The sequence below is a fragment of the Streptomyces sp. NPDC050264 genome, from assembly GCF_040655895.1.
Taxonomy (GTDB): Bacteria; Actinomycetota; Actinomycetes; order Streptomycetales; family Streptomycetaceae; genus Streptomyces.
The window spans coordinates 17,171-30,059 of the sequence record NZ_JBFAKV010000044.1; the positions used below are offsets into that span (position 1 = coordinate 17,171).

The 12,889-nt window shown below is 67.9% G+C and carries 12 protein-coding genes; 2 read left to right on the plus strand and 10 right to left on the minus strand.

All coding sequences use genetic code 11. The annotated features are described in order from the left end of the window. Positions 1 to 36: 36 nt before the first annotated feature. Both AB0J02_RS41410 and AB0J02_RS41415 read left to right on the plus strand, forming a co-directional pair. Positions 37 to 270 (plus strand): hypothetical protein, encoded by a 234-nt coding sequence (locus tag AB0J02_RS41410; protein WP_363199098.1) that lies wholly within the window; start codon positions 37 to 39, stop codon positions 268 to 270. Beyond that, positions 267 to 917, plus strand: coding sequence for a hypothetical protein (locus AB0J02_RS41415; protein WP_363199099.1), 651 nt, complete (start codon positions 267 to 269; stop codon positions 915 to 917). Before AB0J02_RS41410 ends, AB0J02_RS41415 begins: the two co-directional genes overlap by 4 nt. A gap of 37 nt (positions 918 to 954) precedes the next feature. Here the strand turns inward: AB0J02_RS41415 and AB0J02_RS41420 are convergent, their stop codons facing one another. The 10 genes from AB0J02_RS41420 to AB0J02_RS41465 form a co-directional block, all read right to left on the minus strand. Beyond that, a complete protein-coding gene (locus tag AB0J02_RS41420; RefSeq protein WP_363199100.1) occupies positions 955 to 1,131 on the minus strand; it encodes a hypothetical protein in 177 nt (58 codons plus the stop codon). Between the two features lie 55 nt (positions 1,132 to 1,186). Further along, the gene (locus AB0J02_RS41425; RefSeq protein ID WP_363199101.1) at positions 1,187 to 3,328 is read right to left on the minus strand and encodes a protein kinase; all 2,142 of its coding nucleotides are present in this window, start codon (positions 3,326 to 3,328) and stop codon (positions 1,187 to 1,189) included. A gap of 46 nt (positions 3,329 to 3,374) precedes the next feature. After that, the gene (locus tag AB0J02_RS41430) at positions 3,375 to 5,567 is read right to left on the minus strand and encodes a protein kinase (RefSeq protein ID WP_363199102.1); all 2,193 of its coding nucleotides are present in this window, start codon (positions 5,565 to 5,567) and stop codon (positions 3,375 to 3,377) included. Positions 5,568 to 5,606: 39 nt separating this feature from the next. Further along, complete coding sequence (locus AB0J02_RS41435) at positions 5,607 to 6,584, minus strand: serine/threonine protein kinase (RefSeq protein WP_363199103.1); 978 nt, start codon at positions 6,582 to 6,584, stop codon at positions 5,607 to 5,609. Between the two features lie 159 nt (positions 6,585 to 6,743). Then, positions 6,744 to 8,084 carry a PQQ-binding-like beta-propeller repeat protein gene (locus AB0J02_RS41440; protein ID WP_363199110.1) on the minus strand — a complete coding sequence of 447 codons (1,341 nt, stop codon included), beginning with the start codon at positions 8,082 to 8,084 and terminating at the stop codon, positions 6,744 to 6,746. A gap of 212 nt (positions 8,085 to 8,296) precedes the next feature. Beyond that, positions 8,297 to 8,599: a WXG100 family type VII secretion target gene (locus AB0J02_RS41445; RefSeq protein WP_363199104.1), complete on the minus strand. Its 303-nt coding sequence runs from the start codon at positions 8,597 to 8,599 to the stop codon at positions 8,297 to 8,299. Between the two features lie 61 nt (positions 8,600 to 8,660). Then, positions 8,661 to 8,996, minus strand: a complete 336-nt coding sequence (locus AB0J02_RS41450) for a WXG100 family type VII secretion target (protein ID WP_363199105.1) — start codon at positions 8,994 to 8,996, stop codon at positions 8,661 to 8,663. Positions 8,997 to 9,119: 123 nt separating this feature from the next. Then, the gene (locus tag AB0J02_RS41455; RefSeq protein ID WP_363199106.1) at positions 9,120 to 10,223 is read right to left on the minus strand and encodes a S8 family serine peptidase; all 1,104 of its coding nucleotides are present in this window, start codon (positions 10,221 to 10,223) and stop codon (positions 9,120 to 9,122) included. 202 nt (positions 10,224 to 10,425) lie between these two features. After that, positions 10,426 to 12,201 (minus strand): hypothetical protein, encoded by a 1,776-nt coding sequence (locus tag AB0J02_RS41460; RefSeq protein ID WP_363199107.1) that lies wholly within the window; start codon positions 12,199 to 12,201, stop codon positions 10,426 to 10,428. After that, positions 12,201 to 12,644 carry a hypothetical protein gene (locus AB0J02_RS41465; protein ID WP_363199108.1) on the minus strand — a complete coding sequence of 148 codons (444 nt, stop codon included), beginning with the start codon at positions 12,642 to 12,644 and terminating at the stop codon, positions 12,201 to 12,203. Before AB0J02_RS41465 ends, AB0J02_RS41460 begins: the two co-directional genes overlap by 1 nt. Positions 12,645 to 12,889 lie beyond the last annotated feature (245 nt).

Sequence of the window (12,889 nt, forward strand, 5' to 3'; positions counted from 1 at the left end):
GTGCGGCAGCACCGCTTGTAGGCCGGACTCGCGGGTGTGGCGCTCGTCGCGGCCGCCGTGATCGTGCCCGTGTCTCTCACCGACTCGGCTGATGGGGCGCCCTGTCGGCACATTCCGGCCGCCGTCCTCGCTCTGGCCGACGACCCGGCGGCCGCCACCAAGCCCCTTGACCCCATGGCCGGTACGAGTCGGCTGAGCCGGGGCGAGCCGAGGCACCGCTCGGCCATGACGCGTACCGCGGCGACGGTGCCCGTGCCGTCGGCCGCGTGATCGAGGCGGCGACGTCGTCCGAGCCCGGAAAGCCGCACACGCAGGCCCAGGCCCGCGCCGCCCATGCGGTGATGTCCGTGCTGTCCTTCCCGGAAGAGCCCGCACCCGGTCTCGCGCCGTCGGTAGCGCGCGTCATGGCCGAGTACCTCGTGGACATGACGCTCACCCCGGTGCTGGGCGACCACGACGCGACCGGTCCGGCGGAGCCCACCGTCTCCGCCGCCGCTCTGGACGACTCGGGCCACACGGAGTTCGGCCGCTTCCTCGACGGGCACGAGGCGCACGCGGCTTTTGGCTTCCAGGATCGGCTGCTGAAGGTGCGTCCTGCCCGTTTCGACCGGCTGATCCCGCAGGTGGCGCGGGACCCCGAAGCCTTCGCCGTCCTGTATGACGCCGAACGCGCCCATTTCGCTTACTACTTGGAGCGGTTGACGGACCGCGGTGGCGATCCGGCGGCACGCCTGACCGCGCAGGACAAGGTCCCCGACCGCAAGCGGGGCACCGACTCGCGCCGCTTCGACCTGGAAGACCCCGACTCCGGCCTCGCCGACATCGCGCACTCGGTCGGTGCGTTGGTGGGGCTGCGGACGTACAACGCGCCGCACGAGGCGTGCTCGCGCTGCTTCACGGTGAGGGTGCAGGTATAAATACCGAGCCGGTCGAAGCGCTGCGTCCTCGACGCTTTCACGTGGTAGCCGTCCGTGTGAGTTGGTCCACCTCGGACGTGCGGACGGCCCCGTCGCACACGTCGCGGGCCACGAGCTGGTCGCGGAGAGCGGGGTCGGCGACGTACGCGCCGATCCCGAGGACGGCGGCAGCCACCACGCCCCAGACAACGCCGCGCTCGGTACGTCGCTTCATCTCCACGCTCCCCTGCCCATGGATTCCCTCCGAAGTGGTCGACGGCGTCAGGCCGTCAGAAGACCGACAAGGCGCTCACGGTGCTGTCGCACATGACGAAGACGCGGTTGCCGTCCGCGGCGAACTGCACGTTGTCGGACAGAGGTATTCGATGCCTCCAGGTGCGCTCTCCGTCGGCGGCCCGCACCGTGTTGAGGTTCAACTGCTCCGATGTCACCTCGTCGGATCCGCTCTGCAGCGACCATGCCCCGTGGCCCTGCACGAGGACGGGCCCATTGGTGTTCGCGGACCAGTAGCTCTCCCAGACCTCGCTGCCGTCGCGCGCGTCCAGGCGCCGCGGGAAAGCGCCGCCGTTGGCGTAGACCGCACCGCCGTGGGCCGTCGGCGGCCCCCAGTTCTTGCCCTCGCGATCGGGATCCTTGATCTTGGTGCTCCAGATCACCTTGCCGTCGCCGAGCCGGCGGGCGTCCAGCGTCCTGCCGTTGACGTACACCGTGTCTCCGTCGACGGCGAAGCACACGTCGACGTCCGCGGTGTCGGTCCGGGTCCACGCCGGGCGCCCGGTGCGGGTGTCGAGGACCAGCACCTGTGCGTTGGCCGTCGCCATCAGGAGGCGCCCCTGAGCCGCGACGGCCGTCGTCATCAGGCCCTGCCCCCTGAACCCGGCGGGGGCCCTGGCGGTCCACCGCACCTTCGCGTCGGACCGCCCGATGCTGCGTACTTCGTGGTCCTTCGTGAGGACGTACACGGCTTCCTTGTCGGCGGCGAGCAGCGTCTCCGCCTCGGCGGCCGGGCATGTCCACTTGGCCACGCCTGTCGAGGCCACGTAAGTGCGCAGGGTCCCCTTCTCGTCGGCCGCGGCGACGAGTCGGTCCGACAGCGACAGGTAGCCCGCCTTCGGGCGGGCGCCGGCTGCCTGCCAGCGACGGTCGCCGGTCCTGACGTCGTACGCCGCTATGCCACCGCTCGCCGCGCCGAGGACGACCACATCGCGTACCGGGAGCAGAGTCGGCGAGTACACATCGGCCTCGTCGTCCAGTTGCCAGATGACGCCGGGCTCTCCGACGGTGACCGACGTTCCGCCGATGTTCTTCTCGAGAGCCTCCTGGGGCGTGCGCACCGCCGGCGGGATGTCGTAGGGGTCGCTCTTCGCGGCCGTCCGGGACCCGTCGTCGCTCGTCCCCCGAGCGGCGAACCACCAGGCGCCCGCACCACCGCCCGCCGCGACCACCGCACCGCCCGCGGCGAGCCCTGTCAGCAGTCGGCGGCGCCCCGGTGACGGGCCCCGCGTCGCCTGTACGCCGGCCGTGACCTGGGTGGTCAACCGGTGTGCGACACGCTCCCGTTCCACGATGGCATCGGCGAACGCGCCGCGGCGCCAAGCCTGTTCGCCGCCCTTGGGCGGTGCCATGACCTGAGCGATCTGGACAGGCAGGGGGCGGCTCGTCGGGTCCTTGGCGAGGCAGGGCGTGATGAGGTCCGTCAACTGCGGTGCGATACCAGCGAGTCGGGGCTCGTCATGCACGACGGCGTACTGCACCGCTGCCACATGCCCACCGTCGAAGGCCCGCTTCCCGGTCGCCGCGTACACGAGGACGGCGCCGAGCGAGAAGACATCGGCGGGCGGCGCGACACGCTGTCCGAGTACCTGCTCGGGGGCGCCGTAGCCGGGGGTGACGGGCACCTGTCCTGTGGTGGTGAGCGTGAGTCCGTGCTCGGGCCGGGCGATGCCGAAGTCGATGATGCGCGGACCGCCCGACGTCAGCACGATGTTCGGCGGCTTGAGATCCCGGTGGACGAAGCCCACCGCGTGGATGTCGACGAGGGTACGGGCGAGGGACGCGGCCAGGGCGCGCACGGCGGGTTCGGGGAGCGGGCCGAAGGTATCGACAGCCTGGTCGAGCGTGAGTCCGGCGAGGAACTCGGTGGCGATCCACGGCCGCCCGCCCTCCGTCCAGGCGCCGAGCACGGCGGCGACTCCGGGGCTGCGCACGGCCTGCGCCGCCTGCGCCTCCCGTACGAACCGCTGCGCGAGGTTCGTGTCGTGCGCGAGTTCGGGCCGCAGCACCTTCACGGCGGCGAGGGTTCCCGAGGCGTCCTGGCCTACATAGACCTTGCCCATGCCGCCCTCGCCGAGCACGCCGGACAGGCGGTAGGGGCCGAGGCGGAGGGGGTCGCCGGTGCCGAGGGGCTTCATGGTCGGATCCTTCTGCGGGAGTCGAGGGCGGGGAGCGAGGCGCGCGTCACTTGAACGGATAGGCGCTCATGGTCGTGTCCCCCATACCGAGGACGAACCGGTCGGGCGTGTCCACGTAGAAGCGGGTGGCACTCGTCTTGTACGTCCGCGCGATCCGGTGCGCCTTCAGATCGATCGCGTGCAACTGGTCCCCGTTGCGGTAGTAGCCGTACCGCTTGCCGAGAAGGGGGCGCCACGCGGTGGACGCCTTGCTCACCTCGGACGACAGCTCGGTCCACGTCACGTCTCCGCCGTCCGCGGACACCGCGGTCAGTCCCGCGTCCTGCCCGACCGCGTAGACGACTCCCGACGCGAACGAGGGCGGGCTGTACGTGCGTCCCGCCTCGGTCGCCCACACCTGCTCGCCGTCGCTGAGCCGCAGGGCGCGCAGTCGATCACCGCCCAGGTAGAGACGTCCGTCGCCGACGGCGAGAGCGCTCTGCAGGATGTGGGTGTCGTCGACGTCTCCGTAGGGCCTGTCCCAGATGACGTCGCCGGTCCGGGTGGAACGCACGACGATCCGCACGGTCCCGGCCTTGGTCTCCTGCAGCGTCACCAGGCGGCTGCCGACGACCTCGGCTGCCAGGAAATGCAGCCGCTGGCTCTTGTCGGGACGTGACGGCAGCGGCTGCGTCCACATCTCCTTGCCCGACTTGATGTCGACGGCTCGCAGAGTGAACTTCTGGGCTGCGAGGAAACCCGCGTAGGAATTCTTCCCGGCTCCGACAGCGACGTACGCCACCGTGCCGGAGACACAGAGGAGCTGGTTGCCGTCGAGCTCGGCGTTGGTGCCGGCCAGGACGCCCGCGGTCGGCTTCACGTAATCCTGGCGCTCGTCCCATGTCGCCACGCCGATCGGCGGGACGCTCGCGCCCGTGTCGAAGGCCGGGCCGAGCCGGTACTCCTTGCCTCCCCGTACCTCCGCCTGCCACGGTGATCCGTCCGCGACGAGGTCCTCCATGCGCAGGCCGTTCTTGGGATTGAAGCGCAGGGTCACCGCGCGGAACGGCAAATGGATCACGCCCTCGACGGCCAAGGGCATGGCCAGGCTCCAGCCCTCGATCTGAAAGGAGGTCTGCTGGTTCACCCACAGTGGGTCGAGGTTGCGCGTCTGCACGGGACCGCCCGCACCTTTACCGTTGCCGCCGCCGCTGTCGTGCGCCGAGCGCCACCACCAGGTGCCGCCTCCCGCCAGTGCGGCGGCCGCCACCGTCCCGCCGGCCAGGAACGCACGACGCGAGGGCCGGGCGGTCCGCTTCGCGGCGGGCGCGGGCGTCGTCTCGGTCGCGACCGGCGGTGCGGGCATTCGCTGCGGCATGATCTGCCACACGTCCGCCGCCCGCCGCCCGATCTCCCCGAGCAGCGCGGGCGGCAGATGGTCGACGAACTCGCCGCTTCCGTCGTGCAGATGGGCGGCCAACTCGTCGGTGGTGGGCCGTTGCGCCGGATCCTTGCTCAGGCATCGCGCCAGTACGGGAACGAGGGTGGCGGGTACGCCGCTGAGATCCGCCTCCCCGTACCGCACGCGGTACAACAGGTCTGCCGCCTGTCCGCTCCCGAACGGTCCGCTGCCCCGGGCCGCGTACACGAGCACACCGGCGAGCGCGAAGACGTCCCCGGCCGCTCCGTGCTCAAGGCCGGTGGCCTGCTCCGGCGACATGAAGGCAGGCGTACCGACTGCGGAGCCGGTCCGCGTGAGCCGGTCGTCACCGATGGCCCGCGCGATACCGAAGTCGATGACCTTGGGCCCGTAGGCAGTGACGAGCAGATTGGACGGTTTCAGGTCCCGATGCACGACCTCGCTGCGGTGCAGCTGTCCAAGTGCCCCGCACAACGCGGCCCCCACCGCCCGCACGGCCTCTTCAGGCAGCGGCCCGACAGCCTCCACGGCCTCGTCGAGCGGGGGCCCCAGCACGTACTCGGTGGCGAACCAGGGCGTCGGTACCGCGAGCGGGTCGGCGTCGAAGACCTTGGCCCCGAACCGGCTGCCGATGACCCGGGCCGCGTCGACTTCGAGGCGGAAGCGGGTCCGGGCGGCCGGGTCCTGGGCGATGCCGGGGTGCATGGTCTTGAGCGCGACGGTGCGGCCGCCTGAGCTGCGGGCGACATAGACGGTGCCCATGCCGCCGCTGCCGAGCCGTGCGATCAGGCGGAACGGGCCGAGAGCGGCGGGGTCGTCGTGGGTGAGAGGTGTTGGCATAGGGATGTCGTGTCCGTCTGGTCCGTCCGGTGCGCCGGTTCAGTGGGTGAGAGGGGCGGAATGCGCCGCGCCCCCGAACGAGGGCGGCGTCGGCTCCGGCTCGACAGGCGTCTCCGCCGCGAGAACGGAGGCTGCTTGGTGCGCGAGGGCAGCGACAATGCGGGCGGGCAGCCAGCCAGGGGCGAGGAGGGCGGCGGCGCGATCCGGGGCACCGAACCCCTGCGACTGCACGGCAGCCCCATCAGCGGCCGCCAACTCACGTGCAACCTCGACCAGTTGGGGTCGGCGGGCCGGATCACGCGACAGGCACCGCCCGACAACGGACCGCAGCCACGGCGGCAACTCGTCCCGCTCGGGCGCCGTACTCCCGGTGGCGGCGTACGCCAGGGTCGCACCCAGCGCGTACACGTCCCCGAGCGGCCGGGGCATCCCGCCCTCGGCCTGCTCCGGCGCCAGCACACCGGCGTCGACCCCCGGCAGGCCGCGCCGCACGGCTCCGTCGGGGGCGGCCGCTCGTACGCCACCGAATCCGGTGAGCCGGGGCCCGTCGTGCGCCAGAAGCACGGTGGCCGGTGACACCCCGGCGTGGGTGAGCCTCTGCCCGTGGATCACGGAGAGCGTCTCGGCGAGGGCGAGACCGACGGCGCGCACGGTTCCCTCGGGCAATGGACCGCCGTGGACGGCGAGCGCGGCGGGCAGCGGCAGCACGGGAAGATAGGGACTGGCGTGCCACGCCCCATGCCCCGGCGGGGCGAGCTCAACGGCGGGCAGCACCCAACTCCCCACCAGATAGCGGGAGGCGTCGGCCTCCGCCATGAAGCGGGCGGGGTCCGTGCCGGGGAGCGGGGTGGTGAGGAGGACGGTTCGGTCGCCGTCGGGGGTGCGGGCGATGTGGCGGGCGTTCGGGGGCAGACTGCCGGCTCCGCTGTTCGCGGGGTCGAGCGACGTGAGGAGCACGTACGGCCCAACACGCTGCGCACGACTCCCCGTGCCCGTACCGGTTTCGACCCTCTGCACGTGCAACGACTCCCCCTGGTCCAGTCCAAGCGGCGTGAGCCTCCCAGAGGGGCTGAGGGGCATGCCACCGAATACTGAGTATTCGCACGTCGAGAACGACCGCGCGAAGGGCTTCATGAACGGCGATGCCCAGAGCGAACTCAAGCCCTCCACAGCGAGTTAATCGGCCCTGCCGATCCCGACGGCCATCCACTGCGCATCAGGCAGACTCTTCTTACCGCTCCCCATCACGGCCGACTTACCGAAGTAGATCCTTCCGTCCTCGACCATCGCCGCGTTCGCCGCGGCGCCACTGGAAAAGCCCGAGGGAAGGGTGAAGCTGAAGTACGTACGCTCTCTGCCAGTGGCAGGATCCAACTCCACGAGGCTGTTGGGGGCCACCTCATCCGTCCCTTCCTTGGCGGCGAGGATCCGGTCACCACTCATACGGATGGGATGCAACTGCTGGTTGGGGCCCGCGTCGAATTTCACCCCTGTTTTTCCGGTCGATAGATCAAAACCGACGAGCCAATTCGTATCGTTTCCGAGATCCTCACTCACGGCCCCGCTCGCGACAAACACTTGGTCGCCCGCGACGATGGCACCGGCACAGCCATCGCCTCGCTCGATGTCGCAACTCACCTGGTAGTGGTCCCCGTCCATACGGATGGTCGCACGAAGCTTTCCGCGGTCATCGAGCGAGAGCAGGTCCGTGACCGCGTCTTCCCCCGCCTCGACCGCCACAACCGCCGGTTCACTCGACACAATGCTCACGTAAACGTGCTGAGCCGCATGATAGGTCCACACAATCCGACCGGAACGCGGATCCAGATTCTGAACTTGATACCGAATGTCTTTGTAGTCCGTACTGAGGGCACAGATGTAGCTCACAACGAGCGCCTTGCCACCCTGAACCTGAGCGTCATTGCACTGTTTCGTCCGACCGCGCTCCCAGAGAATCTTCCCGGATCGCATATCTACGCCGGCCGTGCCTTGCCACCACGTCGCCACGACCACACCTCGCGTCATGGAAATACTCGTGGGCTCGTCAAATGGAGCCGCCTGCCAAGGAATAGCGACATCCCAAAGCTTCTTCCCGGTGTCAAGGTTGAACATCACCAGGCGATTACAGGAATCCCCGTTCTTGCCGCTTTTATATGCGACAACCGTACGACCGTCAACGGTCACATAGGGCGACGCAGCACATATGTCCCCCGGGAGCTCAACAGTCCAGGCATCCTCTTCAGCTGTGCCGACCTTGACAGCAACAAGCGAAGCACCATTCCCTTTGACCAGGGTTTTCTTGGTAGCCCATGTACCGGGAGTGGGTTGACTCTTCCCCGGCGCCACACCTCGAGCCATCATCGTGGCCTCCAGATGCCCCACACCACCCTTGGGGCGCGCCTCTACGCTCTCCCTTATGTCATCCCCTGCAGACGCCGGCGTCGCCTTCTTGTCCAGCTCGACCGAGGAGTTCGACACCTTGGGCCAGAGGAACCAGCCGCCGACAACCATGGCCATGATCGCCACGAAGGCCGCGGCAAGTACGTAGGAACGGCGTCGCCCTCGCCCCCGCGCCTCCTGACGCGACTGTGTGAACTCAGAGGGCGGTGGCCCGAAGGTCATGACAGTCTGCGCCTTCCTCAGCCGTCAGCCGGCTCACTCGGAATTTCAAGAAAGAGAAGGTGGGCGCCTCCCGCGCGCGCCCACCTGAATTCCCCTACAGCTGCCTACTACTGGAAGTAGCTGGCCGCCTTCTTGTCGCCGTCCATGTACGTACCACCGGAGGTGCCGACCACGTGGCCGATGCCCTGCAGCGCCGCGTGGATGTCGGCAGCTTCCTTGTCCCACTTCGCAAGCTTGGTGCCGAAGGTGTCCTGGGCAGAACCCGCCCAGTACTCGCGGCTCTTCACCACGAGCTGCTTGAGCTCGGCGAGGTCGGACTCGAGGGTCTTCGCCTCGTTGCCGATCTGGGTCGCCGCCATGTCGAGCCCGTCGTACGTTACGAGCAGGCCGTCGCCGTTATTACTGACCATCTGCGTATACCTCTCTAGAACCTGGGTGTGTCGACTTCTGAGACTTCGATGCGCTACCGCGTCAGAAGGTGCTCAGCGAAGACGCGCCGTCCGTAGGGGAGATTTTGGCCACCGACGCACGCACGTCGTCTTCGGTGCTGTCCTTGATATTGCGCGTCTGGTTCATCGCGTCGATGACGTCGGCCAGGATCTTGCCGATGTTCTGCAGCGAGGTGTTGATCTCGTGCTGCTTCTTGTCGAACTCGGCGCGGCCGATTCCCTGCCACTTGCCCTCAAGGCCATCGATGACGCCCTGCAGCTTGTGCACGCGCTGCCGGATGCCGTCGTACTTCTCCGACATCTGCTTCTCGAGCTTGACTACTTGAGCGTCTTCGAGCTTCTGCTGTGGCGTTGCCATGCCGATCCTGCCCTTCTTCGGTCTGCCTCTTGATCCATTACTCCGACTCCGCCTCGCTTGAGGCCGAGCCGCTCCCCCGTGGTCTGCCCAAGAAGCGCAAAAATCCCACGGTTGAAAGTCTTGTCAGCTTCGCCGCGCCCGCATCACAGCGAAGCCCACGCCTCCGACCACGATCACCGCGGCAATCGCACCGAGCGCAATCCACAGCGTGTTGCTGTCACTTGACGACTTCGCTTCCGATCCTGCCGCCTCGGCCGGGACATCTGAAGCCTTCTGTGAGGGCTGTGACGAGCCTGATGCAGAAGTGGAAGAAGGCGTGTCCGAGCCGGAACCGGTCTCTGTCGTCTGCTGGTTGGTAATGGGGTCGACGTTCGCGGTCCCCGGCTGACCTTCGTTGTGCAGCAGGTTCCGTGCCGGCCGGATCAATCCGTATCCGAGGTAGTTGCTCGGCGTGTCCTTCGGCCAGCTACGGCTCGCCGTGTCGGTCAGGACACGCAGGACCTGATTGTTGGTCCAGTCAGGGTGTGCGGACCAGATGAGCGCGGCGGAGGCCGACGCGAGAGCCGAAGCGGAACTGGTTCCCTTGGCATCGCTGCAGTACGAAGCAAGAGTCGCGTCGCACCATTCCGGAAGATGCAGGCCAGGAGCCGCAAGGTCGACGAAGCTTCCGTGCTCGGAGAACTTCCCTACCTTGCCCGTCTCATCAGAGGCCGCGACGCCCACGACGTTGTCGTACGCCGCCGGATACCCGATGGAGTTCTTCTTCTCCGCGTCGTTACCCACGGCGGCGAACAACAACTTGCCTTTGGACTGCGCGTACTTGACCGCGGCTTCAGTGTCCGGATCGATCAAGTCCTGCCCGAACGACATGTTGATGATCTTGGCATCGGTGTCCGCCGCAGCACGGATCGCCTCAGCGGGCTCAGCCGTCTTCTTCTGCTCGGCCTTGTCCTTCATCTCAGACACCTGGACACGGAAGGGAATGATTTTCGCGCCGGGGGCGAGACCTTTCAGACCGCCGCCGGCTCCTGTACCCGCAATGAGCTCGGCCATGGTGGTGCCGTGCCCCACGTAATCCTTGGTCGCCCCATACGCAACTTTCTGCGGCACCTCACCCACGAGGACCTGCCCCTTCAGCGACGGAGTGCTGTCGCTGATCCCGGAATCGATCACCGCAACCTTGACGCCCTTGCCCGTGCTGACCTTCCAGATCGCGTTCGCGTCCATGGCATCCAGGTACCACTGCTGCGACTGGACGCTCCCATCAGCCAGGGCGGCCGGGGCAAGCCCAACTGACGTACCGGCCACCGCGCCCACCGCGGTAGCTGCCACCGCCAACCGCAGAGCGATGCGCCGAGGTCCAAGTACGCTCCGCCGAGCTTGTCGGCCGATCCCTGACTTCATGCTGCTGTACGTCCTCGCTCGGGAGTTAGTCGATTACCGGCGGCACGTCGCGCCGCTGCTTCTGTGGAAGGTGCGTGGTCTCGTCCTCGACGAGGTAGTCGGGCCGCTCGGTGCCCTCTTGGTCGTCCTCGTCACGATCCCGCCGCGTGGACGGACCACGTACCAGTCCTTGGCCACCCGAAGTGAATCCGTTACGACCGGCGCGTGCCGCGGAAGCCTTTCCGGTCGGACGGCCCGTCACCGGCTCGGAGGCACCCTGGATCTTGCGCCCGGCGCCTGTGGAGCGGCCTGCCGTCTCCGTGCCCGGGGCTCCCATGACACCGCGCTGGCCGATACGGCCGGAGGTTCCTCGGGAGTTGCCGGCGGCGCCCTCGCCCATCACGGTGCCGCGGGGCGTCCGAGATCCCGTCTGCCCCGTGGACTTGGGTGTGGTGGGCCGTCCACCCACCACACCGTTCGACCGTCCCGCACCCGTGGTTCCCGGACCCGAAGTACGCGCCGGGTTCGCACTGCTCGCTCGCGGCGTGCCGCCGGTGACCCCACGGGCCGTGCTGGTCGGGCGGCCTCCTTGCATGCCTCCACGCGAGGTGCCTTGACCCGTGCTGCTGGCGCGCCCCATCGGATTGTTCGTCGCGCCGCGTCCCTGGGGGGCGCGCGAGCTCCCGGATGTGTTCGAGGTCGAGGCCCGACTCTGCGTCGTGAAGGGGCTCTTGTTCCCACCCGCACCAGGCCTGTTTGTTCCCGGCCCCACAGGGCCGGTGAGTCCGGTCGGGAACGGGACCGGCGTCCCGCTCACACTCGGGCCGACAGGGGTTACAGGCGTCTGCGGGCCGGGCAACGACGTCGTAGGGGTCGGAAGTGTGCCAACGCTGTTGATCTCGGTACCGACAGGCCGGTCCGGCAGGGTGACCGACCCGCGCTCTTCGTTCGGCACCTGAGAGCGTGCGCCAGGGACTGAAGGCCTGTGGTCGGCTTGGTGGCCGGGCGAAGCACCGCTGATCGAACCCGAATCCGTCCCGCTTCCCCCATCGCTGCTGCCGCCGCTGTAGAAGCCACCCGAGGGATCTGGCTTCGGCACCCCAACATTCGGCATCGTCTCGAAGGTGGGAGGAGTCAGCGTGCTCAGCGTCTCCGCCGAAACGGAGTAGAACGAGGCCAGCCGGTTCATTTGGTTGATCGCCTCTTGGCGATGTCCCTCGACCTTGACCGCCTCGGCGTAATCCGGGTCGTCCTCCGTCCGCTTCGCGACCGGAAGCGCCTCGGGCTTCAGTGCCTTGTGAGTGGGGCGTGTGTCACGCGGGGGCAGGGAACTTTTCACCGAGGCGAGCCCGCTGGAGGCAGCGGTAATCTCCACGCCGGCCGTCTGGACGTACGTGCTCAACTCGTCGGTGTGAGCCGCGAGTTTCGTGCCCCATTTCTGGAACGCGTCGCCCGCTTCACCTTGGAAGTCGCCGGTGGCGTGTTTGATATTGGCGCGCAACTCGGTGGCCGCGTCAGTCATCGCCTGACTCGCCCTCCAGAGCGCCGAACCTGCGCTCTCGAGATCACTTGGCTTGGTGTTCTCGACCAGGTCGAGCATCAGGTTGAGGCGGTGCTCCTCGAACCTCGTGGGTCCGGTCTTGACCTTTAGGTTCTTTGCAAGGTCGTCCGAAACGTAGAAGGCACGGTCAGGGCCGAACCCGAAGGCGTCGTGCATGAGGCTCACGACACCCTGAACGCCGTCCGTGAGCGCGACCTGCCCGGCGACCTGCTCCTGAGGGGTGGGAGTCTGCGGCGCCTTCCCATCGTTGTTGCCGCCCATTACTTGTAGCCCCCCTTCGACTGCTGCGCGTTGCTGTGGTCCTTGGTGTCCTGCGCACTGAGGTCGATCTTCGTCTGGATCTCCCAGAAGCGGCGTCGCTGGTCTTCCTCCAGATTGGCGAAGCCGACCTCCGCACCGTGCGAGGCGATACTCATGGCCTCTATCTGCATGCCCAGCATCTTGGACAGCGACGTGATGCGGCTGTGGACCTGCTCGTACTGGAGGTGCAAGACATCAGCCTCACCAAACGGGCTCGCACCGCTGCTCAGGGCCGCCCGGCTGATCTGCTGGTCGCCGACCTTGGTTGAGCTGCCGGGCGAGCCTTCAAACTCCCGAAGGATCTTGTCCACGCGCTGCTTGAAAGTCGCCAGGACGTCCGCGCCGACCTTGAGGTCTGCAGCTGCGGCCGTCGACACGCCCCCGCCCATGTCCGCCGGAATCACGACGCACCCTCCCCGTTTCCCCGTAAACCACCCGACCGCGACTGCCGGGCTGCCGGGCTGCCGGGCTGCCGGGCTGCCGGGCTGCCCGCCTACGATCGCAAAGCAAGTCACGTCCTACAACGCACTTACCACTGTAGTCACCCCGTACTTCCACTCCAACCGAGCTTCTGCGTTAACTCCGTTACGAGACTGAGCCCTTTCCAACCTCACGTTGATGCGTGGTGAAGGACGACGACGGCCTTCAC

What these genes read in the sequence shown, in the direction of transcription:
- AB0J02_RS41420 (WP_363199100.1), bottom strand. Translation starts at nt 1,131, where the DNA reads ATGAAGCGACGTACCGAGCGCGGCGTTGTCTGGGGCGTGGTGGCTGCC.
- AB0J02_RS41425 (WP_363199101.1), bottom strand. Translation starts at nt 3,328, where the DNA reads ATGAAGCCCCTCGGCACCGGCGACCCCCTCCGCCTCGGCCCCTACCGC.
- AB0J02_RS41430 (WP_363199102.1), bottom strand. Translation starts at nt 5,567, where the DNA reads ATGCCAACACCTCTCACCCACGACGACCCCGCCGCTCTCGGCCCGTTC.
- AB0J02_RS41440 (WP_363199110.1), bottom strand. Translation starts at nt 8,084, where the DNA reads ATGGCCATGGTTGTCGGCGGCTGGTTCCTCTGGCCCAAGGTGTCGAAC.
- AB0J02_RS41445 (WP_363199104.1), bottom strand. Translation starts at nt 8,599, where the DNA reads ATGGTCAGTAATAACGGCGACGGCCTGCTCGTAACGTACGACGGGCTC.
- AB0J02_RS41450 (WP_363199105.1), bottom strand. Translation starts at nt 8,996, where the DNA reads ATGGCAACGCCACAGCAGAAGCTCGAAGACGCTCAAGTAGTCAAGCTC.
- AB0J02_RS41455 (WP_363199106.1), bottom strand. Translation starts at nt 10,223, where the DNA reads ATGGACGCGAACGCGATCTGGAAGGTCAGCACGGGCAAGGGCGTCAAG.
- AB0J02_RS41460 (WP_363199107.1), bottom strand. Translation starts at nt 12,201, where the DNA reads ATGGGCGGCAACAACGATGGGAAGGCGCCGCAGACTCCCACCCCTCAG.